Genomic DNA, 20,638 nt, shown 5'->3' on the forward strand with positions numbered 1-20,638 from the left:
ATGGCTCGCGAACCCCTTCTCACCGCGCGCGGTCTCGTCAAGCGCTACGGCCGCGTGACCGCGCTCGACAATGCCGATTTCGACCTTTACCCCGGCGAAATCCTCGCCGTCATCGGCGATAACGGCGCCGGCAAATCCTCGCTGATCAAGGCGATATCGGGCGCCGCCACCCCGGACGAGGGGGTGATCACCCTCGAAGGCCGGCAGGTGCAGTTCCGCTCGCCGATGGAAGCGCGCGATGCTGGCATCGAGACCGTCTATCAGAACCTGGCTTTGTCGCCGGCGCTGTCGATCGCCGACAACATGTTCCTCGGCCGCGAGATCCGCAAGCCCGGCGTGCTCGGCTCGATGCTTCGCATGCTCGACCGGCCGGCGATGGAAAAGCTGGCGCGCAACAAGCTCTCCGAGCTCGGCCTGATGACCATCCAGAACATCAACCAGGCGGTGGAAACGCTCTCCGGCGGCCAGCGCCAGGGTGTCGCCGTCGCCCGCGCCGCCGCCTTCGGCTCCAAGGTCATCATCATGGACGAACCGACGGCCGCCCTCGGGGTCAAGGAAAGCCGCCGCGTGCTGGAATTGATCCTCGACGTTCGCGCCCGCGGCATTCCGATCGTGCTGATCTCCCACAACATGCCGCATGTCTTCGAGGTCGCCGACCGGATCCATATCCACCGCCTCGGCCGGCGCCTGACGGTGATCGATCCCAAGGAATACACCATGTCCGACGCCGTCGCCTTCATGACCGGCGCCAAGGCGGTGCCGACGGAGCCGGTCGCGGCATGACGGTCAGCACCGAGGAAATCGCCGGCGAGGTCCTCAGCCGCGCCGGCGATAGCACGCGCTTCCTCATCGGCATTGCCGGCCCGCCAGGGTCGGGCAAGTCGACTATGGCCGACAATCTGGCGGCGGCGCTGAACGCCAAAGGCGAAAGCGCCGCAGTCCTGCCGATGGACGGCTTCCACATGGACAATGCCATCCTGATCGAACGCGGCCTTTTGGCCCGCAAGGGCATCCCCGAGACCTTCGATGTCCGCGGTTTCCTCGACATCGTCCGTGCCGTCAGGCCAGCCGACCAGGAGGTTCTGGTGCCGGTCTTCGACCGCTCGCGCGAACTCGCGATTGCTTCCGCCCGGCCGATCGATCCCAAGGACCGTTTCATCATCGTCGAGGGCAACTATCTGCTCTTCACGCAAGGTAAATGGGCAGAACTCGACGGCATCTTCGATTACACGATTATGCTGGCCCCGCCGATCGAGGTGCTCGAGGAGCGGCTCTGGGCGCGCTGGCGCGGTTATAATCTCACCGAGGACGCCGCCAGCGCCAAGGTCTATGGCAACGACCTGCCGAACGGCCGGCTGATCCTCGAAAACCGCCGTCCGGCCGATGTGACGCTGGAGATCGCGCTGGCGTGATGCCGCGACGACGACATGCATGAACAACGAGCTGAAGCGCGGCGCATGAATCGATTTCAATGCGCCGCGCTTTAGTGTTATTCGAAGCCGCAGACGCATCGCTTCGGAGGCCTGCCATGCAATCGATCACCATCCGCCGCCCTGACGACTGGCACCTGCATCTGCGCGACGGCGCCATGCTGGAAGGCGTGATTGCCGATACGAGCCGCACCTTCGCCCGCGCCATCATCATGCCCAACCTGGTGCCGCCGGTGGTCACCACATCAGACGCCATCGCCTACCGCCAACGTATCCTTAAAGCGCTGCCGGCCGGCCATCGTTTCCAGCCGCTGATGACGCTTTATCTCACCGAGCATACCAGCCCCGACGATGTCGAGGCGGGCGCAAAAAGCGGCCTGATCACCGCCGTCAAGCTCTATCCGGCCGGCGCCACCACCAATTCGCATGGCGGCGTGCGCGACATGGAAAAGGCGATGCCGGTGCTGGAGCGCATGGCAAAGATCGGCCTGCCGCTCTGCGTCCATGGCGAGGTGACGACACCTGAGGTCGATATCTTCGACCGCGAGGCTGTCTTCATCGACACCGTGCTCGATCCGCTGCGCCGACGCCTGCCTGAGCTGAAGGTGACGATGGAGCATGTGACGACATCTGATGGTATCGATTACATCAAGGCGGCCAAGGCCAATCTCGCCGGCTCGATCACCACTCACCATTTGATCATCAACCGCAACGCCATCCTGGTCGGCGGCATCCGCCCGCATTATTATTGCCTGCCGGTCGCCAAGCGCGAGAACCACCGGCTGGCCTTGCGCGCCGCCGCCACCGGCGGCGATCCGCGCTTCTTCCTCGGCACCGATTCCGCCCCGCATGTCGACCCGCTGAAGGAATGCGCCTGCGGCTGCGCCGGCATCTACACCTCGGTCAATACGATGAGCTGCCTTGCCCATGTTTTCGAACAGGAGGCCGCGCTGGAAAATCTCGAAGCCTTCGTCTCGCTGAACGGCCCGGCCTGGTACGGGCTTCAGCCGAACGAGGATCGCATCACCCTGGCAAAGCAGGCCGAGCCGGTCGTCTTCCCCGCCAGGATCGAAACCGGCGCCGGCCCGGTGACGGTGTTTGATCCGATGTTCCCGCTGCATTGGCAGGTGGTGGCATAAGCGCCACGTTTGTCCCTCACCCTCACCCTCACCCTCTCCCAGTAAAAACGGGGCGAGGGGACGTGCCCTGCGAGACGTCGGCGAGGGACGGAGAGGTCGCGGCATTTCCCCTTCGCCCCGTTTACGGGGAGAAGGTGGCGGCAGCCGGATGAGGGGCGCCTCAAGCGCGAGCTTCGCCTCGAAGTTACCGCTCTAACATTTCTATGTGCGGTGCATCATTTTTTAACGGAATGCATAAGACATTCCTCACTGCCGATCGCATAGCTTGCCAAGATTATCGGCGTGGCTGCAGTCGCGGAGACTGAAAAAGCATGATGCTTGACTATAACTCCCTTTTGCTGGCGCTCGGCGTCTCCACCGCATGCCTTGCCGTGACCTTGATGGGCAGCTGGCTGGTGCGTCGGGCCGAAACCGTGCTGCTCACCGCCAGCATCGGCCTGGTCCTCGTCATTGCCGGCATTTTCATCTACGGCGCCTATGTGAACAGGCCGGAGACATGGCTGGGTGTGGCCAATTTCGTGCTGTTTCATGCCGGTTTCGCCACCATATGGGGTGCCGGCAGACAGTTTCTCACCGGCCGGCTCGCTTTGCTCGGCATCTCTGCCCGTGCGCTGACGGCGATGGCTTTCTCCATCGTGCCGATGCTGGCAGGTTATGACGGCCTGGCCTTCATATCAGACAATCTTGCCATTGCTTTGCTGCTCTTTGCCACCGCCCGGCAATATTGGCTCGCCCGCGCCGAAGCGCCCGCGCCGATCCTCGGCATCACCGCGCTCTATACGCTGACGGGGATCTCCTTCGTGCTCTGCGCCGCCGTGCTGATCGCCGATGGCAAGCTGGTGCTCGGAAGCGCGCCCAGCAACTGGGCCGAGGATCTGAGCCTTGCCGTCTGCATCGCCGGCATGACCGGGATCGGTGCGCTGTCGCTGGCGCTGCATCAGTGGCGGCTTGCCGCGCGCCACCGTCTCGAGGCGATCACCGATCCGCTGACCGGGCTGCTCAACCGCCGCGCCCTGTTCGATCAATACGGTACGCGTCCGATGGGCTCGACCACGGCCGTCATCGTCTTCGATATCGACCACTTCAAATCCGTCAACGACCGCTTCGGCCATGCGAGCGGCGATCGCGTGCTCAAGGTCTTCGCCGGCGAACTCGCCGCCCATTGCCGCCCCGGCGACATCGCCGCACGGTTGGGTGGTGAGGAGTTCGCGCTGGTGTTGAAGGAGATCATGCCCGGCCGGGCGGAACTGGCGGCCGAGCGCATCCGCAGGGCCTTCGAGGTGCGCGAGATTTACATCGACGACGAGGTGCTGAAATGCACGGTCAGCGTCGGCGTTGCGCCCGGCCGCGCCAAGCCGCTGGATTTCGACGCCATGCTGAACGCCGCCGACAAGGCGCTCTACGCCGCCAAACGGGGCGGCCGCAACCGGGTGGAACTAGCAGGCCACCTGCAGGCGGTTCCCGTCGAGGTATCGCGCACCGCGTCTTGATTCCGGGCGGATCCTCTGATGACGTCTTCCGGTGGCATACGGTCGTTAGCCAGCGGAATGCGGATCCATACTATAGAGATGGACTGGATAATCGGGACCGATGGCATCGCGGACGCGGCCACACCAGGCGGCGAAGGCGGGATAAACTGCGAGCGAAAAGCCGCAATCCTCGGCCCGGTGGCTATAGGCATAAACCGCAATGTCGGCGATCGACAACTCCTCGCCGACAACAAACGGGCTGTCGGTGAGGTCCCGTTCGAGTGCAGCGAGCGCCCGGTTTGCCGCGTCGCGCTTGCCCGCAATCATGCTCTGGTTACGCTCCAGCCGCCCCGTCAACGTCCAGAAGCGCAGCGAACCGATGACCGGCTCGACATGATATTGCTCGAAGAACAGCCACTGCATGACCTTGGCGCGCCGGTACCTGTCTGACGGCAGGAAGCGCGTCCCCTCGGCGAGAAAAGTGAGGATTGCGTTCGATTCGGCGATCGCACGCCCATTGTCGAGTTCGAGAACAGGGACGGCGCCCACCGGGTTGAGTTTCAGGAAAGCCTCGGTGCGGCACTCGCCCTCGAAGATCGATACTTCGCGACTGATATAAGGCATGTCGAGCAGGCCGAGCAAAACCCGGACCTTCCAGCCATTTTGCGACGGCAGATAATCGTGAAGCGTAAACATGGCGGTCCTTTCGCGACGATTGGCTCACGTTCGCACGCCGCCTCGAAACCAACCACCCGATTCCTGAAGGGGCATGTCGGTTAGCCAGGAAGCAATCATTCAGACGATCATCAGCGCCCTGATGAAGGCGACCGAAGCAAGCAGCGAGGCCACGGTCCGCACATGGTTCCACCACGTCCAGTCCCTGAGATAGGCGGCCCAGAGCTCGACTGCCTGCGGCCCACTGCCGCTTACCTTCTCCAGCGCATCGTTCATCGGCACATTGAAGATGATGGTCGAGAGGAAGGAGGCGAGGAGATAGAGGGCGGCGCCTGCCAGCATCAGCGTCGATGCGCCGCCGCGCCAGTCGATCAGGGCGAGCACTGTTATGACGATGCAGAGGATCGCCGTCGGCACGAAGAGACCCATGAACGGCGAGCGGACGATCGTGACATTGATCGAGTTCATCGCCGCAATGCCCTGTTCCGCAGGAATCCTGGAGAAGGCGGTCATGATGAAGGTCGAAAAGGCGAAGAAGATGCCGGCGACGAGGCCGCTGCCGATTGCCGCCGCCACGAGGGAAAGGATGAGGACGATCTGCATAGTCAGGCACTCCATATTCCGGATGCCGCGGCCCGGCGGGCATAGTGGCTGAAATCGGTGGCGGGGCGCCCGAGAATATCAGGGACGCCGCCCATGGTGCTGGAATTGCGCCCATCGAGCACCTGGCCGAAGAGCTCCTCCAGAAGGTCGATCAGGCCCTGTGGCAGGCCGGCTGCCGCAAGCCCGCCGGTGAAGTCTGCCATCGACACCTGCTGGTATTCGATCGGCCGTCCGGCTGCCGCGGCGATTTCGGCGACCGCCTGACCGAATGTCAGCGCCCGGGGACCGGTCAGTTCGTAAATCTTGTTTCGATGGCGCGGATCGGTCAAGGCGGCTACGGCGGCATCGGCGATGTCGTCCGCATCGATGAAGGGTTCGCGGATCTCGCCCGCCGGCAATTGCAGCCGGCCGCCGAGGATCTGCTCGACAAAGGCACCCTCGCTGAAATTCTGGCAGAACCAGGAGGCGCGCAGGATGGTGGTGCCGATGCCGGAAGCGGTGAGCGCGGTTTCGCTCCGTTGCGCGCCCTCTTCGCCGCGGCCGGAGAGCAGCACGATATGCTCAAGACCGCATTCCCTGGCCACCTCGGCGAGGGTTGCGATCGCTTCTGCCGCCCAGGCGACGGCAAGATCCGGCTGGAAGGCAACATAGGCGCTCGATGCGCTCTGAAGCGCGCCGCGCCAGCTTGACCTGTCCTCCCAGTCGAAGGGACGTGCGCTGGAGCGCGATGCCGCGCGAACGGTGAGGCCGCGCGCTTCCAGGCGCTTGATGATGCGGCCACCGGTCTTTCCCGGCCCACCGACGACGACGATTTCGGAATTCTGCTGTCGAAGCTCCTTCCAAAGTTAAGAAACAAGAGAAACTCTCCCATTTGCAAAATGAGATAAACTCTCTTATTTTGTTTGTCAACCATGAGGAGCAGACGATGTCGCAACAGCCGGTCGCAACGCGCAGGCGCCAGCAGCAGCATTCGGGCCAGCCGCGCCGGATCCCCAGCCAGCAGCGCGGCCGCGAACGCTTCGAAAAGATCCTTGCCGTTGCCGCCGAGCTGATCGAAAGCCATGGCAGCGACGGCTTGAAGATGAGCGAGATCGTCGAAAAGGCCGGCCTCTCCTTCGGCGCCCTCTATCAATATTTCCCCGACAAGAGTTCGATCATCCGGACATTGGCCGAACGCTTCAACGAAGAGGGCAGGCGCTGCGTCGAGGCGGAGCTGGCGAAAGTGACCGACGCCGTGGCGCTGACAGCCGCGCTCGCCACGATCGTCGACGAATATTATGCCTTCTTCCGCCGCGAGCCGGTGATGCGCGACATCTGGCACGCAACCCATACCGATAAGCTGCTGCAGCAGATCGATGCCGAGGACATGGAATTTCACGCCCAGGCCTTTCTCGCCGTGCTCCTCCGCCTGTGGCCGGATCGCGACCGAAAGGAGCTTCTGGCGATCGCCCGGCTGACGATGCAGCTCCTTGCCGCCGCCGTGCGTTATGCCGTTTCGCTGGATGCGGAAGAGGGTGACGAGGCAATTGTCCTGTTCAAGAAGATGCAGGGACCCGATATCGGCCGTCTGTTGCGCTAATACGATCGTCCAGCGTCTGGAAACTCAGGCCTCTTGCTGCTATTCCCGCAGGGAACCGAGCCGAAGGAGAGCCGCATGATCCAGACCACGTTTCCCGACCGCGCCGTGATGGCCGAACTGGTGGCCAAGATGCTGTGGGAGATCAAGGCGGTGCATTTCAATGCGGGAGCGCCCTACAAGCTCGCCTCCGGCATGGCGAGCCCGGTCTATATCGATTGCCGCAAGCTGCTTTCCTTCCCGCGCATCCGCTCGACGGTGATGGATTTCGCCGCCAGCACCCTGTTGCGCGATGCCGGCTTCGAGCAGTTCGATTGCATCGCCGGCGGCGAGACCGCCGGCATCCCCTTCGCCGCTCTGCTGGCCGATCGCCTCGGCCTGCCGATGATCTATGTCCGCAAGCAGCCGAAGGGCCATGGCCGCAATGCCCAGATCGAGGGCAATATGCCGGAAGGCTCGCGCGTGCTGGTCATTGAGGACCTGACGACGGCCGGCGGCAGCATGTTCAAGTTCATCGAGGCCGTCCGTGCCGCCGGCGGCGTCGTCGATCACGGCATTGCGCTGTTCTTTTACGGCATTTTCGGCGACCAGCGCTTTGCCGATGGCAAGGTCCGGCTGCATCACATCGCCACCTGGCGTAATGTCCTGGCCGTCGCCAAGGCGCAGAAGCTGTTCGACGACAAGACGCTTGAAGAGGTCGAAGCCTTCCTCGATGCGCCGCTGGCCTGGTCGGGACGGAATGGTGGCGTAAGTGAGCTTTCGCTCTAGTCAGTTGACAAAAGCTCACTTAATCGGTTGATGAACGTATAAGTCTGTTGGGAGGAATTCGATGATTTTGTGCTGCGGCGAAGCCTTGATCGACATGCTGCCGAGGGACACGACCCTTGGTGAAAAGGGCTTTGCCCCCTATGCCGGCGGCGCCATCTTCAATACCGCCATCGCGCTCGGCCGCCTCGGCATCCCCACCGCCTTTTTCACCGGCATTGCCGACGACATGATGGGCGAGATCCTGCTTGCGACGCTGAAGGCAGCCAATGTCGATTACAGCCCCTGCGCCATCACTCCGCGCCCCTCGACCATCGCCTTCGTCAAGCTGGTGAACGGCCAGGCGACCTACGCCTTCTACGACGAGGGCACGGCCGGCCGGATGATCACCGAGGCCGACCTGCCGATCCTTGGCGATGATTGCGAAGCGCTGCATTTCGGCGCAATCAGCCTGATCCCCAGCCCCTGCGGCGAAACCTATGAAGCGCTGCTCGACCGCGAAGCCGCAAGCCGCGTCATCTCGCTCGACCCGAACATCCGTCCCGGTTTCATCAAGGACAAGCCGGCGCATATGGCCCGCATCAAGCGCATGGCCGCCAAATCCGACATCGTCAAATTCTCCGACGAGGATCTCGACTGGTTCGGTCTGACCGGCGACCACGATACGCTCGCCGCCCACTGGCTGAACCACGGCGCCAAACTGGTCGTCATCACCAAGGGCGCCGAAGGCGCCTCCGGTTATACCAAAGAGCGCAAGGTGACGGTGCCGAGCCAGCGCGTCACGGTCGTTGATACGGTCGGCGCCGGCGATACCTTCGATGCCGGCGTGCTGGCCTCGTTGAAGATGGACAATCTGCTGACCAAGGCCCAGGTCGCCTCGCTCGACGAGCAGGCGCTCCGCAACGCCCTCACCCTCGGCGCCAAAGCCGCCGCCGTCACCGTCTCCCGCGCCGGCGCCAACCCGCCCTGGGCGCATGAGATTGGGCTTTAAGGGAGCTTCCGCCCCCATCTGCTGCCGCCAACGCCCTTCGGACCCTCGCAAGCGGGGCGAAGGGATATGGCCGCGACCTCTCGATTCCCTTCGTCTCCTTAGCGGCGGACCTCGGATGGTATTTCATCCGGCTGCTGGCAAGGCTCGGTCTGGCTTCGGCGATCAAGCTCCCGCACACAATCGTGCCACGGCGAGGCTTGAGGCGCGTCGACGTATCCGAGACTGCCGGTGGCAATCATTCGCCATATCACGCGGCGGGTCAGGCGGAATCTCGCCCATGAGTGCGTTATCCTCTCCAACAAGCCGTAAATCGCACGATGAAGCCTTGGCAAGCTTTCGAATCGTGCTTTAGGTTGCGGCCCGAAAAGCAAACGGGTCGAACAAAAGATGCGCCTTACAGACTGCTATAATTTTCACGATTTCCGGCGCATGGCCAAACGGCGTCTTCCCGGACCGATCTTCGACTATATCGATGGCGCCGCCGATGATGAGGTGACCTATCGGCGCAATACGGCGGCCTTCGAGAATTGCGACCTGGTGCCCGACGTTCTCAGGGGAGTGGCCGAGGTCGACATGTCGGTGACGGTCATGGGGCAGAAGCTGGCCATGCCGGTCTATTGCTCGCCGACGGCGCTGCAGCGGCTTTTTCACCACCAGGGGGAGCGAGCGGTCGCGGCGGCGGCGGCAAAACACGGCACGATGTTCGGCGTCTCCTCGCTCGGCACGATCAGCCTGGAAGAAGCCCGGCAGATCAGCGACGGACCGCAGATCTATCAGTTCTATTTCCACAAGGACCGCGGCCTCAACCACGAGATGATGGCGCGGGCGAAAAATGCCGGCGTGCAGGCGATGATGCTGACGGTCGACAGCATCACCGGCGGCAACCGCGAGCGCGACAAGCGCACCGGTTTTGCCATTCCCTTCAAGCTCAATCTCGCCGGCATGACCCAGTTCGCCATTAAGCCTTCCTGGGCGATCGACTGGCTGACGCATGAGCGCTTCCGGCTGCCGCAGCTCGAAAACCACGTCAAGATGGATGGCGGCTCGCTGTCGATCAGCCGATACTTCACCGAAATGCTCGACCCGTCGATGTCCTGGGATGACGTGGCGGAGATGGTGCGCGCCTGGGACGGACAGTTCTGCCTGAAGGGCATCATGTCGGTCGAAGACGCCAAGCGCGCTGTCGAGATCGGCTGCACCGGCATCGTGCTGTCAAACCATGGCGGGCGCCAGCTCGACGGCTCGCGCAGCGCTTTCGACCAATTGGCCGAGATCGTCGACGCCGTCGGGGATCGCATCGACGTCATGATGGACGGGGGCGTGCAGCGGGGAACGCATGTTCTCAAGGCTTTGTCGCTCGGGGCAAAGGCCGTCGGCCTCGGCCGCTACTATCTCTTCCCGCTTGCCGCCGCCGGACAGCCCGGCGTCGAACGGGCGCTGCAGACGATGCGCACCGAGATCGAGCGCGACATGAAGCTGATGGGCTGCACCACGGTCAGCCAACTGAGCCGGCGGAACCTGCGCTTCCGCTCCTGAGCGGGGGCGGCGGCGTCCGCCCCTCATCCGGCTGCCGCCACCAACCGGGGTCGAGCCGCTGGTCTCGACCCGTCCTTCGGACCCCCGTAAACGGGGCGAAGGGGAACAAGCCGCGCCCTCTCGTCCCCCGCCTACATCACGTATGGCACGTCCCCTCGCCCCGCAAGCGGGGAGAGGGTTAGGGTGAGGGGCAGTCCAGAACACTTACTTCGCAAGCTTTGCCAGCGCCGCAACCAGGCCCTGCGTCGATGAGTCGTGCGATGCGGCACTCTCCTTGCCCTCGACAACCGGCAGCAGGCCCGTTGCCAGTTCCTTGCCGAGTTCGACGCCCCACTGGTCGAAGGAGTTGATGCGGAAGAGCACGCCTTCGACGAAGACGCGGTGTTCGTAAAGCGCGATCAGGCGGCCGAGCGCGTAAGGGGTGAGCTTGTCGTAGACGAAGGTGATCGACGGACGGTTGCCGGTGAAGACGCGGTGCGGGGCGATGAAATCGGCCTTTTTGCCGTCCATGCCCTTGTCGGTCAGCTGCTTCTTTGCTTCGTCGAAGGTGCGGCCCTTCATCAGCGCTTCCGATTGGGCGAGAACGTTCGAGATCAGCAACTGGTGCTGATGGCGCAGTTCCGGCTCGAAAGCATTGGCGGCGATCATGAACTCGGCTGGGATGATGCTCGTGCCCTGGTGGATCAGCTGGTAGAAGGCGTGCTGGCCGTTGGTGCCGGGTTCGCCCCAGACGACCGGGCCGGAATTGCCCTCGACCGGCGTGCCGTCGATGGTGACGCCCTTGCCGTTCGATTCCATGTCGAGCTGCTGCAGATAGGCGGGAAAACGCGACAGCCGCTGATCGTAGGGCAGGATGGCGCGGGTGGAATAGCCGAGCACGTTGCGATGGTAGAAGCCGATCAGGCCGAGCAGCATCGGCAGGTTCTCGGTAATTGGTGCCTTACGGAAGTGATTGTCGATGGCATGGGCGCCATCGAGGAACTTGCCGAAATTAACCGGGCCGACGGCGATCATCAGCGGCAGGCCGATCGCCGACCAGATCGAGTAGCGGCCGCCGACCCAGTCCCAGAAGCCGAAGACGCGGGCGCTGTCGATGCCGAAGGCGGAAACCTTGTCGAGCGCCGTCGAGACGGCGGCGAAGTGGTGCTGCACAGCCACTTCGCCGAGCGCCTTGGCGATGAAATTGCGCGCCGTCTGCGCATTGGTCATCGTCTCCACGGTGGTGAAGGTCTTCGAGGCGACGATGAACAGCGTCGTCTCAGGCTGCACCAGCTTGAGGATATCGGCGATATGGGCGCCGTCGATGTTGGAGACGAAATGCGCCCGCGGGCCGTCATGGAAGGGGGCAAGCGCCAGCGTCGCCATCACCGGGCCGAGATCCGAGCCGCCGATGCCGATATTAATGACATCGGTGATCGTCTTGCCGGTGGCGCCCTTCAGCGTGCCCGAGCGGATGTCGTCGGCAAACTTGCCCATGGCAGAAAGCACGGAATTGACGTCGGGCATGACGTCCTTGCCGTCGACCAGAACCGGCGTGTTGGAACGGTTGCGCAGCGCGGTGTGCAGAACGGCGCGATCCTCGGTGAAATTGATCGCCTTGCCGGAGAACATCTCCTCGCGCTTCTTTTCGACGCCGCCCTCTTCGGCAAGCTTGACCAGCAGCTTGAGGATGTCGTCGTTCACCGCCGTCTTGGAAAAATCCATCAACAGGTCGTCAAGCGAAACCGAAAAGCGCGAAAAGCGCTCGGAATCGGAGGCGAAGGCGGCACGGATATCGGTTGCCTTGGTGGCATCAGCGGTGCTTTTCAGCTGTTCGACGATGGCGTTCATGGGAGGCTCCTCTGGAGGCGGAAAGGTTGCGGAAACTATTCGCTTTATCGGGCGCAAATCAAGTTCAGCCACCGCTCCAGATACAAAAAAGCCATCCGCGGCGAACGGATGGCCGTCAATTTCATGAGGTTGTTAAATTAGCCGCGCAGGTCCTTGCGCAGGATCTTACCAACAGGCGACTTCGGCAGCTCGGTGCGGAATTCGATGAAGCGCGGGCGTTTGTAGTTGGTGAGATTGGCGATGCAATGGGCTTTCACCTCGGCTTCCGTCAGCTTCGGGTCCTTCCGAACGACGAAGAGTTTGACCGCCTCGCCCGAATGCCCGTCCGGCACGCCGATCGCCGCCGCCTCGAGGATGCCGGCGTGCATGGCGGCGACTTCCTCGATCTCGTTCGGATAGACGTTGAAGCCGGAGACCAGGATCATATCCTTCTTGCGGTCGACGATCTTGGTAAAACCGCGGTCGTTCATGAAACCCATGTCGCCCGAGCGGAAATAGCCGTCCTCCGTCATCACCCGCGCCGTTTCCTCGGGCTTTTGCCAATAGCCGGCCATCACCTGCGGCCCGCGGATGCAGATCTCGCCGACGTCGCCGAGCGGCAGCGAATGGCCGTCCTCGTCGCGGATATCGAGGTCGGTGGAGGGCATCGGCAGGCCGATCGTGCCGGTGAACTCGGCCGAATCGAAACGGTTGGCGGTGGCAACCGGCGAGGTCTCGGAAAGGCCGTAGCCCTCCGTTACCGCCGTGCCGGTTATCTTAAGCCAGCGTTCGGCGACCGGGCGCTGCACGGCCATGCCGCCGCCAAGCGACATGATCAGCGGCGAGAAGTCGAGCTTGGCGAAATCGGCATTGTTCATCAGCGCGTTGAACAGCGTGTTGAGGCCGGGGAAGATATGCACGTCGGACTTGCCGAATTCCTTGACGAGGCCGGGAATGTCGCGCGGATTGGCGATCAGGATGTTGCGGGCGCCGAGCGACATGCCCATCAGCGAATTCACCGTCAGCGCGAAGATGTGGTAGAGCGGCAAAGCGCAGAGGAAATTCAGCACCTCGGGCTGCTTCTTGCGCTCGAAGGCCGAGCGGAGCCAAAGCGACAGCTGCAGCTTGTTGGCAAGCAGGTTTGCATGCGTCAGCACCGCGCCCTTGGCAACGCCGGTCGTGCCGCCGGTATATTGCAAAAAGGCGATATCGCTGCCCGCAAGCGTGACCGGCTCAAGGCTTTTCCTCGCGCCTTCCCGCAGCACCTGGCCGAAGCTCTTGTGCTCAGGGATCGACCAGGAGGGCACGAGCTTCTTCACCTTGCGCACGGTGAAATTGACGATCAGCCCCTTGATCCCCAGCATGTCACCGAGCGAGGTGACAACGACATGGCGGAGGTCGGTCTTGTTCAAGACCTGCTCGACCGTGCGGGCAAAATTCTCCAGCACGAAGATCGCCTTGGCGCCGGAATCGCGCAACTGGTGTTCGAGCTCGCGCGGCGTATAGAGCGGGTTGACGTTGACGACGACGAGGCCGGCCCGCAGGATGGCATAGGTCGCGACCGGGTTCTGTAAGACGTTCGGCATCATCACGGCGACGCGGTCGCCCTTCTCAAGGCCGGTGCTCTGCAGCCAGGCGGCGACCTTGCGCGTCTGGCTCTCCAACGCGCGATAACTCATTGCCTTGCCCATGCTGGCAAAAGCGGTCCGGTCGGCGTAGCGGGCACAGGATTTTTCCAGCAGTTCCGCCAGCGAGGCATATTCCAGCGGCGGGAGTTCGGCCGGAACCATATCGGGATAGGCGGCAAGCCAGGGTTTCTCAGGCCTGGCGCCGTTCGGATGGACGGAAATGCTGTTCATCGTGTCTCTCTCCCCTGCTGCCGCCGCGCCGACGATCGGTCGGCAGATCGACCGGAAAGATCCTCCATCTTCCAGTCCGGCAGCTTATGCCATTGCTCGAATGGTTCAAGCCGAATTGAAGCTATACTAACCTTGACGTAAACGTCAATAATGGCCCGTTCGAGCAGCGGAACTTTGAGTCTAGCGCCACGTTGTCTAGGTACCCCCGTGAGGAACCAAAGGAGATGCACAATGCTCAATCAGGAAACTGACGCCAACCGCGGTGATCCGAACGCGAAGAGCACGCATTCGCTAATCGCCAGCGACCGCGTCGAGGGCACCCGTGTCTACGGCGCCGATGGCAGGCATATCGGCTCGATCGAACGTCTGATCATCGGCAAGCTCGACGGCCGCGTCGCCTATGCCGTGCTGAGCTTCGGCGGCTTCCTCGGCATCGGTCACGATCACTATCCGCTACCCTGGGAAAAGCTCAACTACGACACCAAGCTGGATGGCTATCGCATCGACCTGACCAAGGAACAGATCGAAGGCGCACCGAGCTATTCGGACGATGACGACAGCTGGTACAACGACAATGGCCGCCGGGTCTATGACTACTACGGCGTGCCGCCCTACTGGATGTAATCTCGTTCGATAGGCCGAATTGGAAGGGCTCCGCGGATGCGGGGCCTTTTTGGCGTGCTGTTGTCGGTGGACGTTGACGAGGGACGGAGAGGCTGCGGCATATCCCCTTCGCCCCGCAAGCGTGGGTCCGAAGGACGGGTCGAGACCCGTGGCTCGACCCCGGTCGGTGCCGGCAGGCGGATGAGGGGCTGCGTTTTACTCCCCCGCAACAAGATCATTGGCCGACCGCAACACTATCCCGATCGTAATGTCTTCAGCGACGATCACCTTCGCCGTCTTCACCGCAAACACATGGCTCTCGCCCGGCAGCAGCGTTACCAGCATCGAATCGACGACGGCATCCGGGTCCAGCCGATCCGCCATCAGGCAGAGATCCTTCAGGAAACTCTCAGCCGTTACCGCAACCGCAAAGCCGCCATCGATCGCGCTGACACCGACGCTCAGCCGCGGCGCCGGCAGGGCAAGCGCGATATCCTCGACGAAATAGTGAAAAGCCCGCCTGTCGAGCATCTCGACGACGATGACCTCGTCCTTCGGTACGTTGGGCCTGACGATATCTTCGGGCAGCGGAAATTCCTTGGCCTCGAAACGGTCGCAGAGCAGCCGCCAGAATTCGAATTCGGCAAGCACCGTGCCGTCGAGCCTCAGGCGTTTGCCACTGATCTTCGCCCGCCAGAACAATGTGCGCTCATTGACCGCCACCGCCGCCAGCCCGTCGCCACGCGGCTGGATCGTCAGCAGGCGTGGATCATAGGCGGCCTTCAGCGCATACCAGAGCGGCTTGCGGCGGCCGGCTGAATCCAGCGCCGCCCATGACGTCACCGGCCAGCAGTCGTTGAACTGCCAGACCACCGCGCCCTTGCAGATATCGCGGTGAGACCGCATGTGCTCGACGCCGAAGCGGATGGCGCGGGCCTGGTTGAGCTGGGTGGCGAAGTGCCAGTCGTCCATGGTCTGCGGCTCCGGCAGGTGACCGGCGAGGCCGCGGATCAGCTTGTCATTGCCTTGGGTGGCCTTCTGATGGTGAAAGACGCCGTTCGATTGCGGCGTCAGCGGTGCGTCATGCACGCTCTCTTCGATCGTCGCCCAGGCAGCCGGCGCCTGCCAGCCGAATTCGGAGCAGAAGCGCGGGATATAGTTGCGGTAGACCTCGTAGCCGACATCGTTCCACACGTCCCAGATATGTTTGCAGCCATGGCCGTCGGCATTGGGTTCGATCTCCATCGAGCCGGAATAGGGGCTGCCGGGATAATAGGGCCGCTCGGGATCGAGTTCGGCGCAAAGCCTCGGCAGCAGGTCGAGATAATAGCCGAGCCCCCAGCTTTCGCCCGCCTTGATGATCGGCCGCCAGCCCCATTCGTCGAAGCCCCAGATGTTCTCGTTATTGCCGTTCCAGAGAATCAGTGAGGCATGCGGCATCAACCGCACGACATTGTCGCGCACTTCAGCCTCGACCTCGCTTCTCAGCGGCTCCTCCTCCGGATAGGCGGCGCAGGCAAAGAGGAAATCCTGCCAGACCAGCATGCCCATGCGGTCGCAGGCTTCGTAGAATTCATCGCGCTCGAAAATGCCCCCGCCCCAGACGCGCAGCATATGGATATTGGCGGCCTTCGCCTCGTCGATTCCAGCAGCATACCGCTCGGCCGTCACCCGGGAGGGAAAACAATCGTCGGGAATCCAGTTCGCGCCCGCGATGAACAGCGGCACGTCGTTGATGACGAAGGTGAAGGCCGAGCCGTGCGCGTCGGCCGAGGTGTCGAGCCGCAAAGAGCGGAAACCAAGTTCACGTTGATGGCTGTCGAGCAGGTCGCTGCTGGCATCGTCGACGAGCTCAAGCGTCAGGGGATAGAGCGGCTGCGCGCCGAGATGATGCGGCCACCAGAGTTTTGGCGAGGGAAGGACAAGCTCGAAGACGACCTCGTCTTCCCCAGGGTCGATCGTAACCGTCTTAGTCATGCCGCCGATTGCGGCGACAAGCTTGCAGCCCGCCTTATCGCCATGCCGCGCGATCCTGGCATGGATCTTGACCAGTCCGTCGCCGCCGGCAAGCGTGGCCGACACCCGTGCCTCGGCAAGCCGCGCCCGATCCCAGCTTTCCAGCCGCACGGGTTTCCAGAGGCCCGCCGTCACCAGCGTCGGCCCCCAGTCCCAGCCGAAATTGCAGGCCATCTTGCGCATCAGATTGCCCGGTCCCGGATAATTGTTGGGACGGTAGCCGTAATGTTTCTCCATCTCCGCGCCATAGGCATAGGCGGAACGAAAGGTAACGCTGAGGTCGTTCTGGCCAACCTTCAGCAATCTCGAAACATCGAAACGAAAGGTGCGGTTCATATTGAATGTGCGGCCGATCTCTTCGCCGTTGAGCGCGATCGTCGCGATCGCATCGAGCCCGTCGAAGACCAGCTCCTGCACCCTGCCATCGTCGGGCGTTGCCTCGAAGCGGCAGCGATAGCTCCAGTCGGCTTTGCCGACCCAGTCATTGGTGATCTCGTTGACGTCGATATAGGGATCGGCGATCAGCCGGCTGGCGAGAAGGTCGAGATGCACACAGCCCGGCACCGTTGCGGCGATGGCATCAGGCAGGCCGGGTCTTGCTGTATCGTTGCAGGAGAGCGTCCAGCCGGAATTCAGCGTGGTCTTCTCGATCATGGATGGCTCCTGATTATGCCGCTCGAAACTGTCGGATGAGGTGTTTTGGGAAGGGTGCCGCCGCGATCGGGGCCGGCGTCAGATCTGTCAGAGAAACCGGCCGTGGCGCTGCAGCACCTCGATCTTATAGCCGTCCGGATCGCTGATGAAGAAGAACAGGCCGAAGAGCTTGCCGTCACGGTTGAGCTCTACCAGTTCGCCCGGCTTCAGCCTCAGTTTCGACAGCCGTTCGCGCTCGACCGCCACCTCTTCGACGGAGATGGCGAGATGGCCATAGCCATTGCCCAGATCGTAGGGCGCGGTCCGGCCCTTGTTGACCGTCAATTCCAGCTCGAAGCCGGTCTCGGCATTGCTCAGATAGATCAACGTGAAGGTGTCGAAATCGACGCGGTCGGCGACCGAAAGGCCGAATGCCTTGCCGTAGAACTCGACCGAGCGCGCCTCGTCGAGAATACGGATCATCGAGTGGATCATCTTCGCCAAGTCTGCCTCCCACTGCACTACAGCGCCGCGCGTCTCTTTAGACGAGCAAAGGACGCTGTAGCACTTTGAATTACTGCATAATTCCTTAAATCGGAATCGATTTAAGGGAATTATGCAGTAGTCACGGCAGTCTTGGTACTCGTCCTCTTACGCCGTGCGCAAGCCGATTCTTCGCGTGATCGCCCCTTCGACCATGCCCATGGCGTCATAGATCAGCACCGCCATCAGGCCGACGATCAGCCCGCCCTGCAGGATGAAGGCGGTATTGTCGGAAATCAGCCCGGCGATGATCACCTCGCCGAGGCCCTTTGCCGCAACCGTCGAGCCGATCGTCGCCGTGCCGATATTGATCACGGTCGCGACCTTCAGCCCTTCGAGGATCAGCGGCAGGGCGAGGGGCAGCTCGACGCGGAGCAGCCGCTGGGTGCCGTTCATGCCCATGCCGTCGGCGGCATCGAGAACCTGCGGCGACACCTGCTTCAGGCCGGCGACGGTATTTTCGAAAATCGGCAGCAGGCCGTAGAGAAACAGTGCGATCAGCGTCGGCATGGCGCCGAAGCCGGTGGCGGGAACCGCGAGTGCCAGCACCGCAACCGGCGGAAAGGTCTGCCCGGCATTGGCGATGGCGCGCGACAACGGCAGAAAGTCGGCGCCGCTTTCGCGGGTGACGAAGATGCCGCCGACAACGGCGAGCACCGCGCTGCAGGCGATCGATCCGATGACCAGTTGCAGATGGCCGGCGGCCAGCGAGGCGAGGCTGTTCTGCGTATAGACGGCGGGCGCATTGTTGTTGGTCAGCGGCACGAGTAGGAAGGAAAGCCATTCCGTCCTGAACAGCAGGATGAGCAGCAATACCAGCGCCGCCAGGCGGAAGAGATTGGCGACGATGAGTTTCATGCCTTGCGGCCCAGTTCGAGAAGCCGCGTCATCGAGATCGATCCCACCGGCGCTTTCTCGCCGTCCTGCACCGTAGCCTCGTCGACGCCCTGCCAGATCATTTCGGCCAGCGCGTCGCGCAGGCTGAGCGACTGCGGCAAGGCATAGGCGAGGCCGCTCTTGGCCGGTTCCATGCTCTCCTTCAGCGGCAGCAGCGACATCAGCTTCAGCGCCCGGTCGGAGGTGCCGGTCAATTGCTGAACGAAGGGATCGGCGGGTTCGGTGAGGATCTTTTCCGGCGTCGAGCATTGCAGCAATCTGCCCTCACTCATCACCGCGATCTGATTGCCGAGATGGAAGGCCTCGTCCATGTCGTGGGTGACGAGAATAACCGTGGTGCCGAACTGCTTCTGGATCGCCAGGAGATCGTCCTGCGCCTTGCCGCGGATGACCGGATCGAGCGCCCCGAACGGTTCGTCCATCAGCAGCAGTTCCGGCTCAGCCGCCAGCGCCCGGGCGACGCCGACGCGCTGCTGCTGCCCGCCGGAGAGCTGGTGCGGATATTTGTCGGCGAAACTCGCCGGATCGAGGTTGAAAAGCCCGAGCAGTTCCTCGACGCGGGCCGCGATCCGGGTCGAATCCCAATCGAGAAGCTGCGGCACCGTGGCGATATTCTGCGCCACGGTGCGGTGTGGAAACAGGCCGTGTCCCTGGATGGCATAGCCGATCCTGCGGCGAAGCTCGGTCACCTCGACGTCAATGACATTCTGCCCGCCGACGAAAATCTCGCCCGCGGTGATCGGCACCAGCCGGTTGATCATCCGCATCAGTGTCGATTTGCCGGAGCCCGAGGTGCCGACGATGACGGTGATCTCACCCTTCTCGACGCGCATCGAGACATTGTCGACGACGGTGGCCGCGCCATAGCGTTTGGTGACGTTCCTGATCTCGATCATGCTCATGCGGCGGATCCCCGGATGCTGTCGATGACCGCATCGAGGATGACGGCCGATGAGAAGGCGAAGAACACGGTCGGCACGGCGCCGAGCAGGACGAGGTCCATGGCCGTCTGGCCGAGCCCCTGGAAGATGAAGATGCCGAAGCCGCCGCCGCCGATCAGCGCCGCGATCGTCACCATGCCGATTGCCTGCACCAGCACGATGCGGATGCCGGTGAGGATGACGGGAAAGGCAAGCGGCATGTCGATGCCGGTGAGGATCTGCCGTTGCGTCAGCCCCATGCCGGCCGCAGCATCCCGCACCGAGGGATCGACGCCCTCGAGGCCGACGACGGTGTTGGCGACGATCGGCAGCAGCGAATAGAGCACCAGCGCGATCAAGGCCGGCGCCGTGCCGATGCCGCGAATGCCGATCGCAGCCGCCAGCGGTACATGGGTGGCGAGATAGCCGAGCGGCAGCATCAGCAGGCCGAACAGTGCGAGGCTCGGGATCGTCTGGATCAAGCTGAGGCCTTGGAGCACGATGGCCCGCAGCTTCGGCACCCAGAAGCACAGGATGCCGAGCGGCAGGCCGAGAATGATGGCGATGGCCAATGAGCCGAAGGCCAGTAGCAGATGCGAGATCGCTTCCGTCTCGAATTGCGGCGCCCGCGTCGAGAATTCCTTCATGATCGACAGGCTGTCGAGCAGGCCGGAGGAAAGCGAGATGAAAAGCAGCGCCGCATAGGCCGCAAGGGCTGCGACCCGCATCCACGGCGCCAGCCGGATCTTCGCCAGCGCATCGGAGATGACGAGCCCGATCACCGCAAACAGCGCCCAGAAACCGCCACCGGGCGTCATCCGCGCCACCGTGCTGCCGGGCGGCGTCGCCGCCGTCGAGACGAGGCCGATCGCAACGATCAGCGCCGCAAGGCAGAGTGTGGCGATGGCAAGCCGGGCAAGGGCGTTGCGCAGCAACAGCGTGGCGACAGCGGTGAGAACGAGCAGGATGGTGAGGATGACGACGGAGGGCTGGGGAAGAAGCTGCGTCAGCAGCATCGGCTTGCCGGCGGCGATGCGGTTCGCCTTGACGTAGATGAAGGGCATCAGTGCCGTCGCCGCGATGCCACCGGCCACCAGAACCACGCCGAGCCGGTCCAGCCTGCGGACCGCTGAGGTTTCTTCCATCAAATCAACCCTGTCTGAGCAATCCCGTC

The 20,638-nt window shown here is 62.9% G+C and carries 19 protein-coding genes and 1 pseudogene; 10 read left to right on the top strand and 10 right to left on the bottom strand.

Annotated features, from left to right (window positions below; all coding sequences use genetic code 11):
• The 4 genes from J3O30_RS02540 (at position 1) to J3O30_RS02555 (ending at position 4,059) form a co-directional block, all read left to right on the top strand.
• Positions 1–783 (top strand): ATP-binding cassette domain-containing protein, encoded by a 783-nt coding sequence (locus J3O30_RS02540; protein WP_207582738.1) that lies wholly within the window; start codon positions 1–3, stop codon positions 781–783.
• On the top strand, positions 780–1,412 hold the full coding sequence (locus J3O30_RS02545) for a nucleoside triphosphate hydrolase (RefSeq protein ID WP_207582739.1): 633 nt from the start codon (positions 780–782) through the stop codon (positions 1,410–1,412). The genes J3O30_RS02540 and J3O30_RS02545 overlap by 4 nt, the downstream gene beginning before the upstream one ends.
• A 116-nt stretch (positions 1,413–1,528) precedes the next feature.
• Positions 1,529–2,569: a dihydroorotase gene (pyrC, locus tag J3O30_RS02550; RefSeq protein WP_207582740.1), complete on the top strand. Its 1,041-nt coding sequence runs from the start codon at positions 1,529–1,531 to the stop codon at positions 2,567–2,569.
• Positions 2,570–2,880: 311 nt separating this feature from the next.
• Positions 2,881–4,059 carry a GGDEF domain-containing protein gene (locus tag J3O30_RS02555; protein WP_207582741.1) on the top strand — a complete coding sequence of 393 codons (1,179 nt, stop codon included), beginning with the start codon at positions 2,881–2,883 and terminating at the stop codon, positions 4,057–4,059.
• 45 nt (positions 4,060–4,104) lie between these two features.
• Here J3O30_RS02555 and J3O30_RS02560 read toward each other — a convergent pair whose 3' ends face one another.
• From J3O30_RS02560 to J3O30_RS02570, 3 genes are all read right to left on the bottom strand, one after another.
• Positions 4,105–4,734: a glutathione S-transferase family protein gene (locus tag J3O30_RS02560; protein ID WP_207582742.1), complete on the bottom strand. Its 630-nt coding sequence runs from the start codon at positions 4,732–4,734 to the stop codon at positions 4,105–4,107.
• Between the two features lie 99 nt (positions 4,735–4,833).
• Positions 4,834–5,316 (bottom strand): anthrone oxygenase family protein, encoded by a 483-nt coding sequence (locus tag J3O30_RS02565; RefSeq protein WP_207582743.1) that lies wholly within the window; start codon positions 5,314–5,316, stop codon positions 4,834–4,836.
• A 2-nt stretch (positions 5,317–5,318) separates the two neighbouring features.
• A complete protein-coding gene (locus J3O30_RS02570; RefSeq protein ID WP_207584246.1) occupies positions 5,319–6,128 on the bottom strand; it encodes an NmrA family NAD(P)-binding protein in 810 nt (269 codons plus the stop codon).
• Between the two features lie 113 nt (positions 6,129–6,241).
• On the opposite strand from J3O30_RS02570, the gene J3O30_RS02575 reads away from it, so the two are divergent.
• From J3O30_RS02575 to J3O30_RS02590, 5 genes and pseudogenes are all read left to right on the top strand, one after another.
• Entirely contained in the window at positions 6,242–6,895 is a 654-nt protein-coding gene (locus tag J3O30_RS02575; protein ID WP_207582744.1) for a TetR/AcrR family transcriptional regulator, read from the top strand.
• 75 nt (positions 6,896–6,970) lie between these two features.
• Positions 6,971–7,660, top strand: coding sequence for an orotate phosphoribosyltransferase (locus J3O30_RS02580; RefSeq protein ID WP_207582745.1), 690 nt, complete (start codon positions 6,971–6,973; stop codon positions 7,658–7,660).
• Positions 7,661–7,721: 61 nt separating this feature from the next.
• Complete coding sequence (locus J3O30_RS02585; protein WP_207582746.1) at positions 7,722–8,648, top strand: carbohydrate kinase; 927 nt, start codon at positions 7,722–7,724, stop codon at positions 8,646–8,648.
• 107 nt (positions 8,649–8,755) lie between these two features.
• A pseudogene (locus tag J3O30_RS33700) lies at positions 8,756–8,929 on the top strand (acyl-CoA desaturase); the annotation flags it as partial.
• A 106-nt stretch (positions 8,930–9,035) separates the two neighbouring features.
• Positions 9,036–10,184 (top strand): alpha-hydroxy acid oxidase, encoded by a 1,149-nt coding sequence (locus J3O30_RS02590; RefSeq protein ID WP_207582747.1) that lies wholly within the window; start codon positions 9,036–9,038, stop codon positions 10,182–10,184.
• Between the two features lie 204 nt (positions 10,185–10,388).
• On the opposite strand, the gene pgi is transcribed toward J3O30_RS02590, so the two are convergent.
• On the bottom strand, positions 10,389–12,014 hold the full coding sequence (pgi, locus tag J3O30_RS02595; RefSeq protein ID WP_207582748.1) for a glucose-6-phosphate isomerase: 1,626 nt from the start codon (positions 12,012–12,014) through the stop codon (positions 10,389–10,391).
• Between the two features lie 137 nt (positions 12,015–12,151).
• Positions 12,152–13,852, bottom strand: a complete 1,701-nt coding sequence (locus J3O30_RS02600; RefSeq protein ID WP_207582749.1) for a long-chain fatty acid--CoA ligase — start codon at positions 13,850–13,852, stop codon at positions 12,152–12,154.
• Positions 13,853–14,083: 231 nt separating this feature from the next.
• On the opposite strand from J3O30_RS02600, the gene J3O30_RS02605 reads away from it, so the two are divergent.
• Positions 14,084–14,476: a PRC-barrel domain-containing protein gene (locus tag J3O30_RS02605; protein ID WP_207582750.1), complete on the top strand. Its 393-nt coding sequence runs from the start codon at positions 14,084–14,086 to the stop codon at positions 14,474–14,476.
• Positions 14,477–14,671: 195 nt separating this feature from the next.
• Here the strand turns inward: J3O30_RS02605 and J3O30_RS02610 are convergent, their stop codons facing one another.
• The 5 genes from J3O30_RS02610 to J3O30_RS02630 all read right to left on the bottom strand — a co-directional run bounded on the left by J3O30_RS02610 (position 14,672) and on the right by J3O30_RS02630 (position 20,609).
• Positions 14,672–17,125 carry a glycoside hydrolase family 2 protein gene (locus J3O30_RS02610; RefSeq protein ID WP_207582751.1) on the bottom strand — a complete coding sequence of 818 codons (2,454 nt, stop codon included), beginning with the start codon at positions 17,123–17,125 and terminating at the stop codon, positions 14,672–14,674.
• 87 nt (positions 17,126–17,212) lie between these two features.
• The gene (locus J3O30_RS02615; protein WP_207582752.1) at positions 17,213–17,608 is read right to left on the bottom strand and encodes a VOC family protein; all 396 of its coding nucleotides are present in this window, start codon (positions 17,606–17,608) and stop codon (positions 17,213–17,215) included.
• A gap of 147 nt (positions 17,609–17,755) precedes the next feature.
• Positions 17,756–18,505, bottom strand: a complete 750-nt coding sequence (locus J3O30_RS02620; RefSeq protein ID WP_207582753.1) for an ABC transporter permease — start codon at positions 18,503–18,505, stop codon at positions 17,756–17,758.
• Positions 18,502–19,446 carry an ABC transporter ATP-binding protein gene (locus J3O30_RS02625; protein WP_207582754.1) on the bottom strand — a complete coding sequence of 315 codons (945 nt, stop codon included), beginning with the start codon at positions 19,444–19,446 and terminating at the stop codon, positions 18,502–18,504. Before J3O30_RS02625 ends, J3O30_RS02620 begins: the two co-directional genes overlap by 4 nt.
• A complete protein-coding gene (locus tag J3O30_RS02630; RefSeq protein ID WP_207582755.1) occupies positions 19,443–20,609 on the bottom strand; it encodes an ABC transporter permease in 1,167 nt (388 codons plus the stop codon). Before J3O30_RS02630 ends, J3O30_RS02625 begins: the two co-directional genes overlap by 4 nt.
• Positions 20,610–20,638 lie beyond the last annotated feature (29 nt).

Source organism: Rhizobium sp. NZLR1 (assembly GCF_017357385.1).
Lineage (GTDB): Bacteria > Pseudomonadota > Alphaproteobacteria > Rhizobiales > Rhizobiaceae > Rhizobium.

Excerpts from the sequence above, each read along its gene's own strand:
- J3O30_RS02540 (WP_207582738.1), top strand. The coding sequence starts at position 1 with ATGGCTCGCGAACCCCTTCTCACCGCGCGCGGTCTCGTCAAGCGCTAC.
- J3O30_RS02545 (WP_207582739.1), top strand. The coding sequence starts at position 780 with ATGACGGTCAGCACCGAGGAAATCGCCGGCGAGGTCCTCAGCCGCGCC.
- pyrC (WP_207582740.1), top strand. The coding sequence starts at position 1,529 with ATGCAATCGATCACCATCCGCCGCCCTGACGACTGGCACCTGCATCTG.
- J3O30_RS02555 (WP_207582741.1), top strand. The coding sequence starts at position 2,881 with ATGATGCTTGACTATAACTCCCTTTTGCTGGCGCTCGGCGTCTCCACC.
- J3O30_RS02560 (WP_207582742.1), bottom strand. The coding sequence starts at position 4,734 with ATGTTTACGCTTCACGATTATCTGCCGTCGCAAAATGGCTGGAAGGTC.
- J3O30_RS02565 (WP_207582743.1), bottom strand. The coding sequence starts at position 5,316 with ATGCAGATCGTCCTCATCCTTTCCCTCGTGGCGGCGGCAATCGGCAGC.
- J3O30_RS02575 (WP_207582744.1), top strand. The coding sequence starts at position 6,242 with ATGTCGCAACAGCCGGTCGCAACGCGCAGGCGCCAGCAGCAGCATTCG.
- J3O30_RS02580 (WP_207582745.1), top strand. The coding sequence starts at position 6,971 with ATGATCCAGACCACGTTTCCCGACCGCGCCGTGATGGCCGAACTGGTG.
- J3O30_RS02585 (WP_207582746.1), top strand. The coding sequence starts at position 7,722 with ATGATTTTGTGCTGCGGCGAAGCCTTGATCGACATGCTGCCGAGGGAC.
- J3O30_RS02590 (WP_207582747.1), top strand. The coding sequence starts at position 9,036 with ATGCGCCTTACAGACTGCTATAATTTTCACGATTTCCGGCGCATGGCC.
- pgi (WP_207582748.1), bottom strand. The coding sequence starts at position 12,014 with ATGAACGCCATCGTCGAACAGCTGAAAAGCACCGCTGATGCCACCAAG.
- J3O30_RS02600 (WP_207582749.1), bottom strand. The coding sequence starts at position 13,852 with ATGAACAGCATTTCCGTCCATCCGAACGGCGCCAGGCCTGAGAAACCC.
- J3O30_RS02605 (WP_207582750.1), top strand. The coding sequence starts at position 14,084 with ATGCTCAATCAGGAAACTGACGCCAACCGCGGTGATCCGAACGCGAAG.
- J3O30_RS02610 (WP_207582751.1), bottom strand. The coding sequence starts at position 17,125 with ATGATCGAGAAGACCACGCTGAATTCCGGCTGGACGCTCTCCTGCAAC.
- J3O30_RS02620 (WP_207582753.1), bottom strand. The coding sequence starts at position 18,505 with ATGAAACTCATCGTCGCCAATCTCTTCCGCCTGGCGGCGCTGGTATTG.
- J3O30_RS02625 (WP_207582754.1), bottom strand. The coding sequence starts at position 19,446 with ATGAGCATGATCGAGATCAGGAACGTCACCAAACGCTATGGCGCGGCC.
- J3O30_RS02630 (WP_207582755.1), bottom strand. The coding sequence starts at position 20,609 with ATGGAAGAAACCTCAGCGGTCCGCAGGCTGGACCGGCTCGGCGTGGTT.